Source organism: Teichococcus wenyumeiae, from assembly GCF_003696345.1.
Lineage (GTDB): Bacteria > Pseudomonadota > Alphaproteobacteria > Acetobacterales > Acetobacteraceae > Pseudoroseomonas > Pseudoroseomonas wenyumeiae.
Genome location: NZ_RFLX01000002.1, coordinates 388,147 through 404,062, shown reverse-complemented (window position 1 = coordinate 404,062; position 15,916 = coordinate 388,147). Strand labels below are relative to the sequence as shown.

General features: G+C 70.9%; 15 protein-coding genes. 12 read left to right on the top strand and 3 right to left on the bottom strand.

Annotated features, from left to right (window positions below; genetic code table 11):
- Positions 1-8: 8 nt before the first annotated feature.
- Entirely contained in the window at positions 9-1,487 is a 1,479-nt protein-coding gene (locus tag EBE87_RS04935) for a leucyl aminopeptidase (RefSeq protein WP_122139906.1), read from the bottom strand.
- A gap of 228 nt (positions 1,488-1,715) precedes the next feature.
- On the opposite strand from EBE87_RS04935, the gene EBE87_RS04930 reads away from it, so the two are divergent.
- The 8 genes from EBE87_RS04930 (at position 1,716) to EBE87_RS04895 (ending at position 10,409) form a co-directional block, all read left to right on the top strand.
- A complete protein-coding gene (locus EBE87_RS04930) occupies positions 1,716-3,452 on the top strand; it encodes an MDR family MFS transporter (RefSeq protein ID WP_233553280.1) in 1,737 nt (578 codons plus the stop codon).
- Positions 3,453-3,688: 236 nt separating this feature from the next.
- Entirely contained in the window at positions 3,689-4,129 is a 441-nt protein-coding gene (locus EBE87_RS04925) for a hypothetical protein (RefSeq protein ID WP_147426100.1), read from the top strand.
- Between the two features lie 72 nt (positions 4,130-4,201).
- Complete coding sequence (locus EBE87_RS04920) at positions 4,202-4,825, top strand: hypothetical protein (RefSeq protein ID WP_120639042.1); 624 nt, start codon at positions 4,202-4,204, stop codon at positions 4,823-4,825.
- Between the two features lie 58 nt (positions 4,826-4,883).
- Positions 4,884-5,648 (top strand): 3'(2'),5'-bisphosphate nucleotidase CysQ, encoded by a 765-nt coding sequence (gene cysQ, locus EBE87_RS04915; RefSeq protein WP_120639043.1) that lies wholly within the window; start codon positions 4,884-4,886, stop codon positions 5,646-5,648.
- Entirely contained in the window at positions 5,645-6,607 is a 963-nt protein-coding gene (locus tag EBE87_RS04910; RefSeq protein ID WP_120639057.1) for an L-threonylcarbamoyladenylate synthase, read from the top strand. Before cysQ ends, EBE87_RS04910 begins: the two co-directional genes overlap by 4 nt.
- Before the next feature lie 103 nt (positions 6,608-6,710).
- Positions 6,711-7,643 (top strand): DMT family transporter, encoded by a 933-nt coding sequence (locus tag EBE87_RS04905; RefSeq protein WP_120639044.1) that lies wholly within the window; start codon positions 6,711-6,713, stop codon positions 7,641-7,643.
- Positions 7,644-7,752: 109 nt separating this feature from the next.
- Positions 7,753-8,982, top strand: coding sequence for an MFS transporter (locus tag EBE87_RS04900; protein ID WP_120639045.1), 1,230 nt, complete (start codon positions 7,753-7,755; stop codon positions 8,980-8,982).
- A gap of 116 nt (positions 8,983-9,098) precedes the next feature.
- Positions 9,099-10,409: an MFS transporter gene (locus EBE87_RS04895; RefSeq protein WP_199707495.1), complete on the top strand. Its 1,311-nt coding sequence runs from the start codon at positions 9,099-9,101 to the stop codon at positions 10,407-10,409.
- 36 nt (positions 10,410-10,445) lie between these two features.
- On the opposite strand, the gene EBE87_RS04890 is transcribed toward EBE87_RS04895, so the two are convergent.
- Positions 10,446-11,441 (bottom strand): aldo/keto reductase, encoded by a 996-nt coding sequence (locus EBE87_RS04890; RefSeq protein ID WP_120639047.1) that lies wholly within the window; start codon positions 11,439-11,441, stop codon positions 10,446-10,448.
- A 102-nt stretch (positions 11,442-11,543) separates the two neighbouring features.
- Here EBE87_RS04890 and EBE87_RS04885 point away from each other — a divergent pair, with 102 nt between their 5' ends.
- The 3 genes from EBE87_RS04885 to EBE87_RS04875 all read left to right on the top strand — a co-directional run bounded on the left by EBE87_RS04885 (position 11,544) and on the right by EBE87_RS04875 (position 13,636).
- On the top strand, positions 11,544-12,461 hold the full coding sequence (locus EBE87_RS04885; RefSeq protein WP_120639048.1) for a LysR substrate-binding domain-containing protein: 918 nt from the start codon (positions 11,544-11,546) through the stop codon (positions 12,459-12,461).
- Between the two features lie 38 nt (positions 12,462-12,499).
- A complete protein-coding gene (locus EBE87_RS04880; RefSeq protein WP_120639049.1) occupies positions 12,500-12,976 on the top strand; it encodes an MgtC/SapB family protein in 477 nt (158 codons plus the stop codon).
- A gap of 228 nt (positions 12,977-13,204) precedes the next feature.
- Positions 13,205-13,636 (top strand): hypothetical protein, encoded by a 432-nt coding sequence (locus EBE87_RS04875; protein ID WP_199707497.1) that lies wholly within the window; start codon positions 13,205-13,207, stop codon positions 13,634-13,636.
- A gap of 56 nt (positions 13,637-13,692) precedes the next feature.
- On the opposite strand, the gene EBE87_RS04870 is transcribed toward EBE87_RS04875, so the two are convergent.
- The gene (locus EBE87_RS04870) at positions 13,693-14,808 is read right to left on the bottom strand and encodes a 2-aminoethylphosphonate--pyruvate transaminase (protein WP_120639050.1); all 1,116 of its coding nucleotides are present in this window, start codon (positions 14,806-14,808) and stop codon (positions 13,693-13,695) included.
- Positions 14,809-14,974: 166 nt separating this feature from the next.
- Here EBE87_RS04870 and EBE87_RS04865 point away from each other — a divergent pair, with 166 nt between their 5' ends.
- Complete coding sequence (locus tag EBE87_RS04865; protein ID WP_120639051.1) at positions 14,975-15,883, top strand: DMT family transporter; 909 nt, start codon at positions 14,975-14,977, stop codon at positions 15,881-15,883.
- Positions 15,884-15,916 lie beyond the last annotated feature (33 nt).

Below are 15,916 nucleotides of genomic sequence, written 5' to 3'. Positions count from 1 at the left end.
GCCGCGGCTTAGCGGGTCTCGTAATGCTCGGCCACCAGGCGGTCGAGCAGCCGCACGCCGAAGGCGGTGGCGCCCTTGGGCGTGGTGGGGCCGTCCTTGGTGGCCCAGGCGGTGCCGGCGATATCCAGATGCGCCCAGGGGACATGGCCTTCCTTCACATCCACGAAGCGCTGGATGAAGCAGGCGGCGGAGGAGGAACCGCCGGGGCGGCCGCCCACGTTCTTCATGTCCGCGATCTCGGACTTCAGCATCTTGTCGTAGCCCTCGCCCAGCGGCATGCGCCACAGCTTCTCGCCGGTGGCGGCACCGGCGGCGGTGAGCTGCGCGGCGAGGGTGTCGTCGTTGCAGTAGAGCCCGGCCTGCTCATGGCCCAGCGCCACGATGATGGCGCCGGTCAGCGTGGCCAGATCCACCATCAGGCGCGGCTTGAAGCGGTGCTGGCCGTACCAGATGACATCGGCCAGCACGAGCCGGCCCTCGGCATCGGTGTTGATCACCTCCACCGTCTGGCCGGAGGCGGTGGTCACCACGTCGCCGGGGCGCTGGGCGTTGTGGGAGGGCATGTTCTCCACCAGCCCGACGAGGCCGACGACGTTCGCCTTCGCCTTGCGGCCGGCCAGGGCCGCCATGGCGCCGATCACGGCGCCGGCGCCGGCCATGTCGAACTTCATATCCTCCATGCCGCCGGCGGGCTTGATGGAGATGCCGCCGGTGTCGAAGGTGACGCCCTTGCCGATGAAGGCGACGGGGGCCTCGCCCTCGGCGCCGCCCTTCCATTGCATCACCACCATGCGGGGCTCCCGCGCCGAGCCCTGGGAAACGCCGAGCAGGGCGCCGAAGCCGAGCTGCTCCAGCTCCTGCTGGCCCAGGACCTCGACCGTGACGCCCAACTTCTCCAGCGCCCGGCAACGGTCGGCCATGGCGGCGGGGTAGAGGATATTGGGCGGCTCGCTGACCAGGTCGCGGGTCAGGAAGACACCGTCGGCGATGGCAGAGAGCGGCGCATGGGCGGCCTGGGCGGCGGCGACATCCGGCGTCGCGATGGTCAGGCGCAGCAGCTTCGGCTTGTCCTCGGCGCTTTCCTTGGTGCGGTAGCGGTCGAATCGGTAGCCGCGCAGGCGCAGCGCGAGCGCCAGGGCGGCGGCCTGCTCGGCCGGCAGCGACTCGGCGGCGACCGTGGCCTCGACCTCGGAGGCGATCAGCGGCAGGGCGGCGCCGCCGGCGGCCTCCGCCGCCTGGGTGCCGCCACCGGCCGCGCCCAGGCCCACCGCCACGACGCGGGAGAGATGCCCGCCGGGCGCCCAGAGCGTGACGGCCTGGCCCTTGCGGCCCTTGAAGCCGGCGGCTTCCAGCCCGCGCGCGATGGCGCCGCCGGTGGCCTCGTCCGCCTGCTTCGCCAAGCCATCGAGCACGAATCCCTCGGCCAGCGGCAGCACCAGGGCGCCGGCCCGGGGGAGGACGGGCTTGACGAAGAGGATGTCGGTCATTGGCGGTTCCATCTTTGGGGGAGGCGGGACGGGGAGGATGGATCGGGTCCGCCCGGAGGATACCATGGTGCCGCAGATGCGCCATGGCACCCGGCCAGATGGACTTGGCGCCGCCGGAAATAGCGCGATAGTGGTCCTGGCGCCGCCCATGCGGTGGCCGGAACGCTGAACCCGGACCCGCCGGCAGCGTTGAATGCAGACGTTCCTGAGATTGAGGGAGGAAGGCGGGTGCGAGATCACCAAGGCCCCGCCACGCCCGTGGCAAGCGATGACGACCTGATGCCGGTGACGGAAGGCGACTCCACGCCGGATGCGGAAACAGGCGGCGTGGCGGCACCCCGCCCCGCCACCCCGCCGCCGATGACCGGCACCTCGGCCACCGAGCGGGGGTTGCGCACGGTACCGGGCGGGATGGGGCAGGCCGCGGCCGGCGCCACCCCGATCAACAGCGCCGCCGCCGAGCCTCCGCCCGGACTGACGCGCGGGCCGCTGCGCATCGTTATGGCCGGCGCGCTGCTGACCATGTGCCTGGCGGCGCTGGACCAGAACATCGTGAACACCGCCCTGCCGCGCATGGTCGGCGACCTGGGCGGCATGGCGCATATCTCCTGGGTGGTGACGGCTTTCATGCTGTGCTCCACCGTCACCACGCCGCTCTATGGCAAGCTGTCGGACCTCTACGGCCGGCGGCGGCTGTTCTTTGTGGCGATCCTGTTGTTCCTGGCGGGCTCCTTCGCCTCCGGCGCGGCGCAGAGCATGGCGCAGCTCATTGCCTTCCGCGCCTTGCAGGGGCTGGGGGCGGGCGGGCTGCTGGTGCTGGCGCAGGCAGCGGTGGGCGATGTCGTCTCCCCCCGGCAGCGGCCGCGCTACCAGGGGCTCTTCACCGGCACCTTCGCCCTCGCCAGCGTGGCGGGGCCGCTGCTGGGTGGCTTCATCACCGAGGCGCTTTCCTGGCGCTGGGTCTTCTACGTCAATCTGCCGATCGGCGCGGTGGCGCTGGCGCTGATCGCCATGGGGCTGAAGCCGCAGGGCAAGCGCACGGTGCGCAGCATCGACTATGCCGGCGCGGTGCTGCTGGCCGGTGCCACCGCCAGCCTGCTGCTGCTGCTGGCCTGGGGCGGCACGGAATTCCCCTGGGCCTCGGCCGAGACGGCGGGCATGGCGGCGCTCTGCGTGCTGCTCTTCGTGTTGTTCCTGTGGCGGGAGACCAAGGCGGAGGAACCGCTGATCCGCCTCAGCCTGTTCCGCAACTCCACCTATGCGCGCGGCGTGGCGGTGGGCGGCATGATGGTGTTTGCCATGATGGGCTCCACTGTCTTCCTGCCGCTGTATTTCCAGATGGTGCTGGGCATGTCGCCGGCGCGGGCGGGCATGATGCTGCTGCCGCAGGTGGTGGGCATGGTGCTGACCTCGGTGGTGGGGGGGCGCATCGTCTCCCGCATCGGGCGCAACAAGCCCTTCCTGGTGGCGGCGCTGGTGCTGGAGACGGTGGCCCTGGCCAGCCTGGCGCTGTTTGCCTATGTGGCGGCGCCGCCGGCGGTCTTCCTGGTCTCCATGGGCCTGCTGGGCCTGGGGATGGGCATGGGCATGCCCAACCTGACCACCGCCGTGCAGAATGCCGTGGCGCACAAGGAACTGGGCGCGGCCACCGGCGCCATGACCTTCGCGCGCTCGCTCGGCGGCGCGGTGGGGGTGGCGACCTCGGGCACCATCATGGCGCAGCGGCTGCTCTCGGCCGCGCGTGAGGCGGGGGTGGGGCTGGATATGAGGGCCATCACCGAGCACGGCATCCAGGCCCTGGCGCAGTTGGACCCGGTGCAGCAGGCGGCGGTGGCCGGGGCCTACCGGACAGCGCTGACAGGCTGCTTCCTGCTCAGCGGCGTGGTGATGACGGTGGCGACGGTGCTGGTGCTGGGCCTGCCGGACCAGAAGCTGCGGGACCGGATCGAGGAAAAATTGGCCTGAGCGGCCGCCGGATGATCGCGGGATGGCAAGCCGGAGTTGAAAAAGCCTTCAGCCTTTAACCATTATCTTGGCAAAACGGGAGAGCCTGGTTCATAACGACGTCGTAGTGGTGTATTGCTTAAAAATTGGGATTGCGGTCATTCCGGGAGATTTCCGGGGAGTGCCACAATGCGAATGTGCCGGAGGCTCACTTGAAGCAAGGCGTCGTTTTCCGCCCCCGCCATGCCGGTTGGCTGTTGCTGATAGCTCTGCTCGTCGCCAATCCCGCGCTGGCGCAGGCCCGGATGGAGCCGGACAGCAGGCGTGCCCTGGCTTACCCCAATGAGGGGCGTGATCCCGCTGCCGCCGCCCGTGCCGCCATGGCGCCCTGCGGCAAGGGAGCGGTGAGCCAGACATGGCACATGGCCTGCACGCTGGAGGCGATCTGGGGCTCGGGGCACGACCATCTTAACCATCCGCCGCCGCATAGCGCCGCCTTCCTCAGTGCCGCCATGTCGGAGGCGCTGGCCCAGACGGCGCGCTTCCGCACGCGGGAAAGCGAGGTCTACCGGCGCCTGGCCAGCAGCTTCTCCCGCTCCTCCCGGCAGGTCTCCTATGCCGCCTTCCTGGATGCCACCGGCAAGGCCTTCCGCAGCATCCCGAAGCCCGGGGAGGCGGAACCCGTCACCCGCCGGTGACGTGCGGCAGGGCGGCTTGCATGCCGCCCGCCGCCCCGCTTTCCTGCCGCCATGCGAAGCGGAGGCGGCGCCATGTCCGTGACAACACGGAAGATCCCTTATTTCAGCCAGTGGGAATCCCCTGACCTGACCGCCGCCGTGGTGGCGGAAGGCGCGGCGGTGGCGCTGGCGCGGGACCCGCTTTGGCGCGGCTCGGGCGCCGCCGACCTCGCGGAATATGTCCACTGGGCCGACCATGTCTGCGGCATGGCCTGCCTCAAGATGATCCTGGCCGCCCGCACCGGCCATGCCCCGCCCACGCTGGAACTGGCGCGTGGCTGCACCGAGGCCGGCGGCTACCTCCCGCAGCCGGATGGCGGCATCAAGGGCCTGATCTATGCCCCCTTCACCCGCTTCGTGGCGGAGCGCTATGGCATGAAGGCCGAGGTGGTGGTGGGCATCGAGGCCGGCGACCTGCCCGGCATCCTGCGCCAGGCCGAGTTCTTCATGGCCTCCGTCCACCCCGCCATCCGCTGGCCGGAGCGCCCGGCGCCGGGGCAGGGCGGGCATCTGGTGCTGGTGCACGCGGCCTCGGCCGAGGCGGTGGTCTTCCACAATCCCTCCGGCCATGACGCGGCGGCGCGGCAGGACGTGGCGCTGCCGCCGGAAGTCTTCGGCCGCTTCTTCGCCGGGCGGGGCATCGCCATCCATCCCTGACGCCCCGTCCTGATGCCATGCCGTTCCGGCGGCGGCCGGATTGCTTTAAAGCTGCGGGATGACAGACGCAGACCTTCTCGCCCTGGCCACCCGGCTGGCGCGCAGCGCGGCCGAGGCCATCCTCTCGGTGCGGGCGGCCGGCTTCGCGGTGGAACAGAAGACCGACATGAGCCCCGTGACCGCCGCCGACCGGCTGGCCGAGGGCATCATCCTGGAAGGCCTGCGCGCCGCCACGCCGGATATCCCCGTGGTGGCGGAGGAGGAATGCTCCGCCGGCGCGATCCCGCAGGTGGGCGGGCGCTTCTGGTCGGTGGACCCGCTGGACGGCACGCGGGAATTCGCGGCGGGGCGGGAGGAATTCACCGTCAATATCGGGCTGGTGGTGGATGGGCGCCCCCATCTCGGCGCCGTGGCCCTGCCGGCCTTTGGCGAGGTCTTCACCGGCATCGTCGGCCAGGGCGCCTGGAAGCAGGATGCCGCCGGCCACCGCCCCATCGCCGCCCGCCGCGCGCCGGAGGAAGGCATCACCGTCTTCGCCAGCCGCCACTATGCCGGCGACCCGCGCCTGGCGGAGTTCCTGCGGGGGCGCCGGGTGGCGAAGGTTTATGAAATCGGCTCGGCCGTGAAGTTCTGCCGGCTGGCGGAAGGGCTGGGCGACCTCTATCCCCGCTTCGGCCGCACCATGGAATGGGACACGGTGGCGCCCGAGGCGGTGCTGGTGGCCGCCGGCGGCCGCTGCACGGCCATGGATGGCGTCACGCCCCTGGCCTATGGCAAGCCGGGCTGGGAGAACCCGCCCTTCCTGTGCCAGGGCCGGCCATGACCGAGCTTCTGACCCCGGAGCAACTGCCCCGCGCCGCGGCGCTGCTGCGGGCGGGGGAACTGGTCGCCTTCCCGACCGAGACGGTCTATGGCCTGGGCGCCGACGCGCGGAACGCCCGCGCCGTGGCGGCCGTTTTCGCCGCCAAGGGCCGGCCCAGCTTCAACCCGCTGATCTCGCATTTCCCCAGCGCCGAGGCCGCCTTCGCGGAAGTGGTGGATGACGAGCGGGCGCGGCGCCTCGCCGCCCGCTTCTGGCCCGGGCCGCTGACGCTGGTGCTGCCGCGCCGCGCTTCCAGCCGCATCGATGCGCTGACCGGCGCCGGGCTTTCGACGCTGGCGGTGCGGGTACCGGCGCATCCGCTGGCCCGGGCGCTGCTGCGGGAAGCCGGGGTGCCGGTGGCGGCGCCCTCGGCCAACCGTTCCGGCCAAGTCTCGCCCACCACGGCGGCGCATGTGCTGGCCGGGCTGGAAGGGCGGCTGGCGGCGGTGCTGGATGGCGGACCCTGCACGGTGGGGGTGGAAAGCACGGTGCTGGACCTCAGCGGGCCGGTGGCCACGCTGCTGCGCCCCGGCGGCGTGCCGCGCGAGGCGCTGGAGGCCGAGATCGGCCCCCTGGCCCTGGCCGGCGCCACGGAAGGCGAGGCGGCGCGGCCCTCGCCAGGCATGCTGCTCTCCCACTACGCGCCCGGCCTGCCGGTGCGGCTGGAGGCGCGGGAGGTGGCGGCGGATGAGGCGCTGCTGGCCTTCGGCCCGCCGCTGCCGGGGGCAGGCGCGGTCTGGCAGCTCAGCGAGCGCGGCGATGTGGTGGAGGCGGCCTCCCGCCTTTTTGCCGGATTGCGCTGGCTGGACGCGGAAGGCGACCGGCTGAACCTGAATGGCATCGCCGCCATGCCGGTGCCGGAGCATGGTCTGGGCCTGGCCATCAACGACCGGCTGCGGCGGGCGGCGGCGCCGCGCTGAAGGCGGGCAACAGCAAAACTGATAGGCGGCATCAATATTATTCGGAATTACGCCGGGCCGGCGGTGGCGTTAGGAAGGATGCCGCAGGCTGAAGGATGCCGTTGTGAAAGACACCACCGCCCCGCCGGCCGCCCTGGCCGCGAGCCCCGCCAGCGGCCATGGCATGGCGCTGGATCTCTCGCTCTTCCTGGTGATGTCGCTGGTCTGGGGCATGACCTGGGTCGCGGCCAAGATCGGCATCACCGCCATGCCGCCCATCTTCTTCGCGGCGCTGCGCTACGTGCTGGTGGCGGCGCTCTTCCTGGCCGTCACGCCGGGGGTGCTGGGGCTGCTGCGCGGGCCGCTGGGCGCGCGGGTGCTGCTGACCGGCCTGCTGGTGAATACCGGAACCTATGCGCTGCTGCTCTGGGGCATGCAGCATGTGGCTTCCGGCATCGCCGGGCTGGTCAACCTGACCATGATCGCCGTCGGGCTTTATGGTCTGGCGATGCTGCGGGGGGAGGAGAAGCCCTCCTGGCGGCATGCCCTGGCGCTGCTGCTGGGCATGGCGGGGCTCGGCGCGCTGTTCTTCGACCGCATGGGCCTGCAGGGCGGCATGCTGGAGCTCTGGGGCCTGCTGGCCATCATTCTCGGCAGCCTCTGCTATTGCCTGGGCTCGGTGCTGTCGCGGCCGCTGCTGGACCATGCCAGTGCCTTCCAGCTCACCGGCGCCCAGGCGCTGACGGGCGGCGCCGGCCTGGTGGTGCTGACCCTGGCGCTGGAGCCGGTCTCGCTCGGCAGTTTCGCGGTGCTGGGACAGGGGCGGGTGCTGGCCTGCCTGGGCTTCATGGTGATCTTCGGCACCTTTGTCGCCTACACGATCTATCTGCGGCTGATGCGGAACTGGGGCTCGGCGCGGGCGGGGCTTTACGCCTTTGTCTCGCCCGTGGTGGCGCTGCTGCTGGGGGCGCTGGCCTTCGGCGAGCCCCTGGGCATCCGGCAGGCATTGGGCGCGGCGCTGATGCTGGGGGCGGCGGCCATCGCGGTGCGGCGGTGATGCCCGGCGGGGCCCCGCGGCAAAGATGGCCGCGGTTGGGCATGGCCCTGGTTTCCTGCCGGTGATGTAAAAAAGCGCAACCTGAGGCGCTGCAACCCGTTGGCCCGTCATGTTCACTGCGGTGCGGCCGGTTCAGAGCCTTCTTGTTTCCATTTTCATCCTGATGGCCGGCGGGGGCTTCATGCCGACGCTGGTCAGCGTGCGGCTGGAGGGCGCGGGGGCGGGCGCGCCGCTGATCGGCATGGTGGGCTCCGCCTATTTCCTCGGGCTGACGCTGGGTTCGCTGCTGGCGGCGGGGGTGATCCGCCGCGTCGGGCATATCCGCGCCTTCGCCTGCTTCGTGTCGCTGCTCTCGGCCAGTACCCTGGCCTATGCGCTGTATCAGTCGGTGGGGCTCTGGGCGGCGCTGCGGCTGATCGACGGCTTCTGCATCGCCGGCGTCTATGTCTGCCTGGAAAGCTGGCTCAACGATCGGGCGGAGCCATCGCAGCGCGGCTCGGTGCTCGCCGCCTACATGGTCGCGCTTTATGCCGGGCAGGGGCTGGGGCAGTTCCTGCTGAACCTGGGGCAAAGCAACCCGCTGCTGCCCTTCCTGCTGGCCTCCATCCTGCTCTCCATCGCGGTGCTGCCGATCTCGCTGACGCGATCCGCCAGCCCGGTGCTGGGGGATTTCCAGGCCATGCCGATGCGCAGCCTCTACGCGGCCTCGCCGCTGGGCATGGTGGGGGCGGCGGTCACCGGGCTGATGCTGGGCGCCTTCTATGGCCTGGGCGCGGTGCATGCGCAGCGCATCGGCCTCGACCTCTCCGCCACCGCCGCCTTCATGAGCGCGGTGATCCTGGGCGGCGTGACGCTGCAATGGCCGCTGGGCTGGCTGTCGGACCGCTTCGACCGGCGGACGGTGATCCTGGGCGCCTTCGCCGGTGCCGCGCTGGTGGCGCTGGCCATCATGCTGCTGGGGCAGCCGGGGGTGCTGCTGCTGGTGCTGGGCTGCCTCTTCGGCGGGCTGAGCTTCGCGCTCTATCCGCTCTGCGTCGCGCATACCAATGACCGCCTGACCAATGCGCAGCGCGTCGGCGCCAGCGCGGGGCTGGTGCTGGTCTATTCCGTGGGCGCGGCGGTGGGGCCGCTGGCGGGCGCGGCCAGCATCGCGGCCTTCGGCACCTCCGGCCTCTACCTGTTCATCGCCAGCTGCGCGGCGGCCACGGTGGCCTTCGGCCTGTGGCGGCTGGCGGCGCGCCCGGCCCCGCCCAGCGAGGCGCAGCAGTCCTACCAGGCCCTGCCGCATACCACGCCGATGTCGGCCGGGCTCGACCCGCTCTCGGAAGACAATACGTGAGCCTTGAGGCCCGGTTCCTGCCGGGCATGTTCAACAGATCAGGAGGATAACGGATGCAGGATCACGCCAGGAATGGACAGGCGGCGGAGCCCAGCCCGGCTGTCCTGAGGCGGGCGATGGCCGCCTCGGCGGTCGGCAATGCCACGGAATGGTTCGATTACGGCATCTATGCCTATGGCGTGGTCTATATCTCCAGCGCGCTCTTCCCCGGAGAGGCGGCGGAGGCGACGCTTTTCGCGCTGTCCACCTTCGCCATTTCCTTCCTGCTCCGGCCGCTGGGCGGCTTCTTCTGGGGGCCGCTGGGGGACCGCCTCGGGCGCAAGTCCGTGCTGGCCATCACCATCCTGATGATGGCGGGCGCGACTTTCTGCGTCGGGCTGATCCCCTCCTATGACAGCATAGGGCTCTGGGCCCCCGGCATCCTGATCCTGCTGCGGATGATCCAGGGCTTTTCCACGAGCGGCGAATATGGCGGTGCCGCCACCTTCATGGCGGAATACGCGCCCGACAAGCATCGTGGATTCTACGGCAGCTTTCTGGAAGTCGGCACGCTGGCCGGCTTATCCTTCGGCGCGCTGTTGATGCTGGGCTTCTCCCTGGTGCTGGGCGACGAGGCGATGCACGACTGGGGCTGGCGCCTGCCGTTCCTGGTCGCGGGGCCGATGGGGCTGATCGGCATGTATCTGCGCTCCAGGATGGAGGACACGCCGGTCTTCCAGGAGATGGAGGCGGCGGGTGCCGAAGGCGCCACGCCCACCGGGCTCGGCACGCTGCTGCGCGATTACTGGAAGCCGCTGCTGGTGATGAGCGGGATGGTCGTCGCGATGAATGTCGCGAACTACACGCTGCTCAGCTACATGCCGACCTATCTGGAGGGCCGTCTGGGGCTGACGACGCAGCAGTCGCTCTTCGTGCCGATCATCGGCATGCTCTTCATGATGGTGCTGCTGCCCTTCGCGGGCGCGCTGTCGGACCGCTGGGGGCGCAAGCCAATGTGGTGGTTCTCGCTGGTGGGCCTCTTCGTGCTGGTGATCCCGCTCTACCACCTGATGGAGGCGAGCTTCGCCGGCGCCATCCTGGGCTTCGCGGCGCTGGGGCTGCTTTATGTGCCGCAGCTGGCGACCGTCTCGGCCACCTTCCCGGCGATGTTCCCGACGGCGGTGCGCTTCGCCGGCTTCGCCGTGGCCTACAATGTCTCCACCTCGCTGTTCGGCGGCACGGCGCCGATGGTGAATTCCTGGCTGATCGACCGCACGGGCGACCCCATCATGCCGGCCTATTACATGATGGGCGCCTGCCTGGTTGGCATGCTGGCGCTGGTCTTCCTGGCCGAGACGGCCGGGCAGTCGCTGCGCGGCGCGCAGGTTCCGGGCAAGGCGGCCAGGACCGACATGCGCCGCACGCAGCCGCGGCTGAGCCTGGGCTGAGGCAGGCGGCGCCGGGCAGCCGGCGCCGCACCCGCCTTACCGCTCGCTGTCCAGATGCGCCATCTGGGCCGCCGCGTAGCGCTCCCCGGCGGCGGCGCCCTTGGGCACGGCGGCCTCGATGGCGGCGAGGTCGGCTTGCTCCAGCGTCACATCCAGCGCGCCCAGCGCCTCGGCCAGCCGGTCGCGGCGGCGGGCGCCGACCAGGGGGACGATATCCAGCCCCTGCGCCGCCACCCAGGCGATGGCGATCTGCGCCACGCTGGCGCCCTTGGCTTCCGCCACGCGGCGCAGCGCTTCCACCAGTTGCAGGTTGCGTTCCACATTGCCGGCCTGGAAGCGGGGGCTGTGGCTGCGGAAATCATCGGCCTGGGCGCTGCCGGGTTGCCAATGGCCGCTGATCAGCCCGCGTGACAGCACGCCATAGGCGGTGACGCCGATGCCGAGTTCGCGGCAGGTGGGCAGGATGCTCTCCTCGATGCCGCGCGAGATCAGGGAATATTCGATCTGCAGGTCGCAGATGGGATGCGTGGCGGCGGCGCGGCGGATGGTCTCGGCGCCGACTTCGGACAGGCCGATGTGGCGGACGTAGCCGGCCCGCACCATCTCGGCGATGGCGCCCACCGTTTCCTCGATCGGCACGGCGGGGTCGAGGCGGGCGGGGCGGTAGATGTCGATGTAGTCGACGCCCAGCCGTTGCAGCGTATGGGCCAGGAAGTTCTTCACCGCCGCCGGGCGGGCGTCGTAGCCGATCCAGTTGCCGGCGGGGTCGCGCAGGGCGCCGAACTTCACGCTGAGCTGCACGCTGTCGCGCGGGATGCCGCGCAGCGCCTCGCCGACCAGCATCTCGTTATGGCCCATGGTGTAGAAGTCGCCGGTATCCAGCAGCGTGACGCCGGCCTCGCGCGCCGCGTGGATGGTGGCGATGCTCTCCGCCCGGTCGGCGGGGCCGTACATGTTGCCGGACATGCCCATGCAGCCGAGGCCGAGGGCGGAAACGCTGGGGCCGGACTGGCCAAGGGTGCGGTGTTGCATCGGGTCGCTCCTGCTGCCGATGAATGGGAACACCCTTATGCGCCGCCGGAATTTGCCCGATAATCCGGCCATTGCCGCACGGGCTGTACAGGATTCCGCACAATGGGTGAGCCACCCCTGGCCGATCTCGAAGCCTTCGCGGCGGTGGCGCGGGCGCGGTCCTTCCGTGGCGCGGCGCAGGGGCGGGGGGCCTCGCCCTCCTCGCTGAGCGAGGCGGTGCGGCGGCTGGAGGCGCGGCTGGGCCTGCGGCTGCTGAACCGCACCACCCGCAGCGTGACGCCCACCGAGGCCGGGCAGCGGCTGCTGGAGCGCCTGGCCCCCGCGCTGGGGGAGGTCTCGGCGGCGCTAGAGGCGCTGGACGGCTTGCGCGGCAGCCCCAGCGGCACCTTGCGGCTGAATGTGCCGGGCATCGTGGCGCGGGTGGTGCTGCCGCGCATCACCGGGCGCTTCCTGGCCCGCTATCCCGGCATCGTGCTGGAACTGACGGTGGAGGACAGCTTCGTCGATGTGCTCGCCGCCGGCTGCGATGCCGGCATCCGCTACGACGAGAGCATCGAGAAAGACATGATCGCGGTGCCGCTGGGGCCGCGCCGCCAGCGCTACGTGCTGGCGGCGGCGCCGGCCTATCTGGCGGCGCATGGCGCGCCGGGGCACCCGCGGGAGGTGCTGGCGCATCGCTGCATCCGCCACCGCTTCCTCAGCGGCACCATGCTGCCCTGGGAATTCGAGCGGGAGGGGCAGGTGGTGCGGGTCAGCCCGGAAGGCGCGCTGCGGGCCAATAGCATCGAGCTGGAGATCGCCGCCGCCGCCGATGGTCTGGGGCTGATCTATGGCTTCGAGGAAGTGCTGGCGCCGCTGCTGGCCGATGGCCGGCTGGTGCCGCTGCTGCCGGAATGGTGGCAGAGCTTCCCTGGCCCCTGCCTCTATTACGCCGGGCGGCGGCACATGCCGGCGCCGCTGCGCGCCTTCATGGACCTGCTGCGGGAGCCGGAAAGCCGCTGGCCCGGCGCCCCTGGCTGAGGCGCATCCCGCCACCGGCCTGCGCCGTTACGCCTGTGATGGAACAGGCCGCGCTGCCCGACACGCTTTCGACGCTGGACCTGCTGCTCCGCCTCGGCGGCGCCACGCTGCTGGGCATGGCATTGGGCCTGGACCGGGAGCTGCGCGGCTTTTCCGCCGGCATCCGCACCCACGGCATGCTGTCGTTGGCCGCCGCCATGGTGGTGATCTCCGGCATGATGCTGCACCACGCGGTGCGCGCTGCCGGCGGCGATGCCGACCCGCTGCGGACGGTGCAGGGGCTGTATCAGGCGCTGGGCTTCATCGGGGCCGGGCTGGTCTTTACGCGGCGGGGCGGCGTGCACAACCTGACCAGCGCCGGCAGCATCATCCTGGCGGTGGCCATCGGCATCGCGGGCGGGCTGGGGCAATGGGCGCTGGCCTGCATCGCGACGGGGCTGGGGCTTTGCGTGCTGACGCTGGTGCGGATCGCGGAGCGCTGGCTGCCCGGCAGCGGCAAGGCGCGGGAAGATTGACAAGCCCGCCGCCAGCAGGGTCATGATGCCGCCCATGTCCCGCGCTGCCTTGCATCCACTGCCGCAGCAAACCCGCCGCATTCCGGCGGCGATGGCGCGCGCGACCGGGGCGGAGCAGGGCTAGGCCCTTCCGCCCCACGCCCCGAGCGCCAAGACCCGCCGTTTTCCCGGCGGGGCTCCTGGCAGGTAGCGGCCTCCCGCCGTGTTTTCCCACCGCAGGAGGATATCGTGAGCTTCACCCTTGATGAGGAATTGCGCCGGATCGCCGAGGGCGTGATGGCGCGCAGCTTGCCCAAGGCAGAATGGACCCATGCCGCGCATGTCGGCGCCGCTGTCTGGATCATCGCCCGCTGTCCGGAACTAGTGCCGGAGCGGGACATGCCGGGCCTGATCCGTGCCTATAACGAAGCCAGCGGCACGCCCAACACCGATACCGGCGGCTACCACGAGACCATCACCCTGGCCTCGCTCCGCGCCGCCGCCTTCTTTCTCGCGGGCCTGCCGGACGGGGTGCCGCTGCATGCCGCCTGCAATGCGCTGCTGGACAGCCCGTTGGGCCGGCGGGGCTGGATGCTGGCGCATTGGTCGCGGGAGCGGCTGTTCTCCGTGCCCGCACGGCGCGGCTGGGTGGAGCCCGACCTCGTGCCGCTGCCCTTCTGAAAACCCGAAGAAAAAAGATGGGGTCCGGGGAATTCCTTCCCCGGCCTTTTCTTCGCTTACGCCGCGTCCCGCTGCCGGATGCCCATCCCGTCCAGCGTCTCGGCGATCGCACGCAGGGCGAAGCGGATATCCTCCGCGTGGATGTCGCCGATGCAGCCGATGCGCATGGTCGGCACCGGCGTGTTGTAGAAGTTGCTGATCAGCACGCCGCGCGTCTTCAGCGCCTCGACGAATTCCATCAGCGTGAAGCGCGGGTCGGCGGGCTGGTGGACGGTGACGATGATCGGCCCCTGGTGATCCCAATCGAGATAGGGCTTCAGGCCCAGGGCGCGGACGCCTTCGTGCAGCAGCCGGGCATTCTCGCGGTAGCGGGCGTGGCGGGCGGGCTGGCCGCCCTCGGCCTGGAAGAATTCCAGCGCCTTGCCGAAGGCATGCAGCGCCTGCACCGGCGGCGTGAAGCGGAAGGAGCCCCAGCCGGCGCGCAGGGCGGTGGCATAGATGTCGGCAAGGTCGAAGGACCAGGAGCCCGCATTGCCGGCGCAGGCGGTGACGCGGTCGATCGGGCAGACGGCGAAGCCGATGCCGGGCAGGCCCTCGATGCATTTGTTGGAGGTGAAGACCACCGCGTCCACTTCCGGCTGCGCCTTCAGGTCGAAGGGCAGGGCGCCGAAGGCGGAGACGGCATCGACGATCATGCGCCGCCCCGCCGTGCGCACGGCGGCGCCGACGCCGGGCACGTCGTTGACGATGCCGCTGCCGGTCTCGGAATAGACGATGCCGACATGGCCGATGGCGGGGTCGGCGGCCAGGACTTCCGCCACCTCGGCGGGGGTGACGCTGCGGTGGTCGGGCACCGCCAGCGGCACCACCACGCGGCCGGCTTCCCGCGCCAGGCGGGCCATGCGGTCGGCATAGGTGCCGTTCATCACCAGCAGCAGCTTGGCGCCGGCGGGCACGAAGGTGCGGATGGCGGCTTCCGTGATGAAATGGCCGGCGCCCTGCAGCGGCAGGCAGGCGTGCTGGCCGGCGATGCCACCGGCGAGGTCGCGCACCTTCTCCCGGATGCCGGCATATTCCGGCATGAAGCCACGGTCCCAGGGGGCGATGTCCACGGCCATGGCCGCCCGGACTTCGGGGCGGGTTTGCACGGGGCCGGGGATGAGCAGCAGCATGGCGGATCCTGTGTGACGGCCGGGCGCATGGGCCCGGTGGGTGAAACCCCAGGCTGCACGCGGGCGGGCGGGAAGGAAAGCCCCTGCCGCGAATGGCTGCCGCTCTCGACAGCGGGGTCTATCCCGGCCAGCCTGCGCGACCCGACTTTGCCTGGACTGTTGCCCCATGCCGCTCTGGATCGCCGCCACCCTCTCCGCCGCCCTGTTCCAGACCTGGCGGACGGCCTTGCAGCAGCGGCTCCGGGGGCAGCTCTCGGTCAATGGCGCGGGGGTGGTGCGCTACCTTTATGGGATCCCCTTCGGGCTGATCCTGCTGGGCGCCTATTGCCTGCTGATGGGGGAGGCGCCGCCGGCCATCCTCGGCTGGACCTTCCTGCTCTATGCCGCCATCGGCGGGCTGACGCAGATCATCGGCACCAACCTGCTGATCATGTCCTTCGGGCCACGCGGCTTCGCGGTGGGCACCGCCTATTCCAAGACCGAGGCGGTGCAGGGCGCCATCCTGGCCCTGGTGCTGCTGGGGGAGCGGATCTCGCTGCTGTCTACCTTCGGCATCGTGGTGGGGGTCTGCGGGGTGCTCTACCTCTCGCTGGCGGGGCGGAACATGACAGGGCGGGAACTGCTGCGGGCCACGGTGCAGCCGGCGGCGCTCTGCGGCTTCGGCGCCGGCACGGGCTTCGCGGTGACGGCCATCTTCATCAAGGCCGCCAACCTGCAGCTCGACCATCCGGATGCGGTGCTGCGCGCCATCACCACGCTCTGCGTTGCCAATGCCATGCAGACGGTGATGCAGGGCGCCTGGCTGGCCTGGAAGGAGCCGGAGCAGTTCCGCGCCGTGTTCCGCACCTGGCGCGACAGCTTCCCGGTGGGTGCGCTCTCGGCCTGCGGCTCGGCCTGCTGGTTCACCGGCTTCGCCCTGGCGCCCGTGGCCATGGTGCGCGCCCTGGGGCAGACCGAGATCCTGTTCACGCTGCTCTTCAGCCGCTTCTACCTGAAGGAAAGCCTGAAGCGGCAGGAGGTGCTGGGCGCCCTTGGCATCGTGGCGGGGGTGGTGCTGGTGCTGCTGGGGCGCTGAGGCGGCGGTAACGGCGGGCGGCGGGGGTGGTTT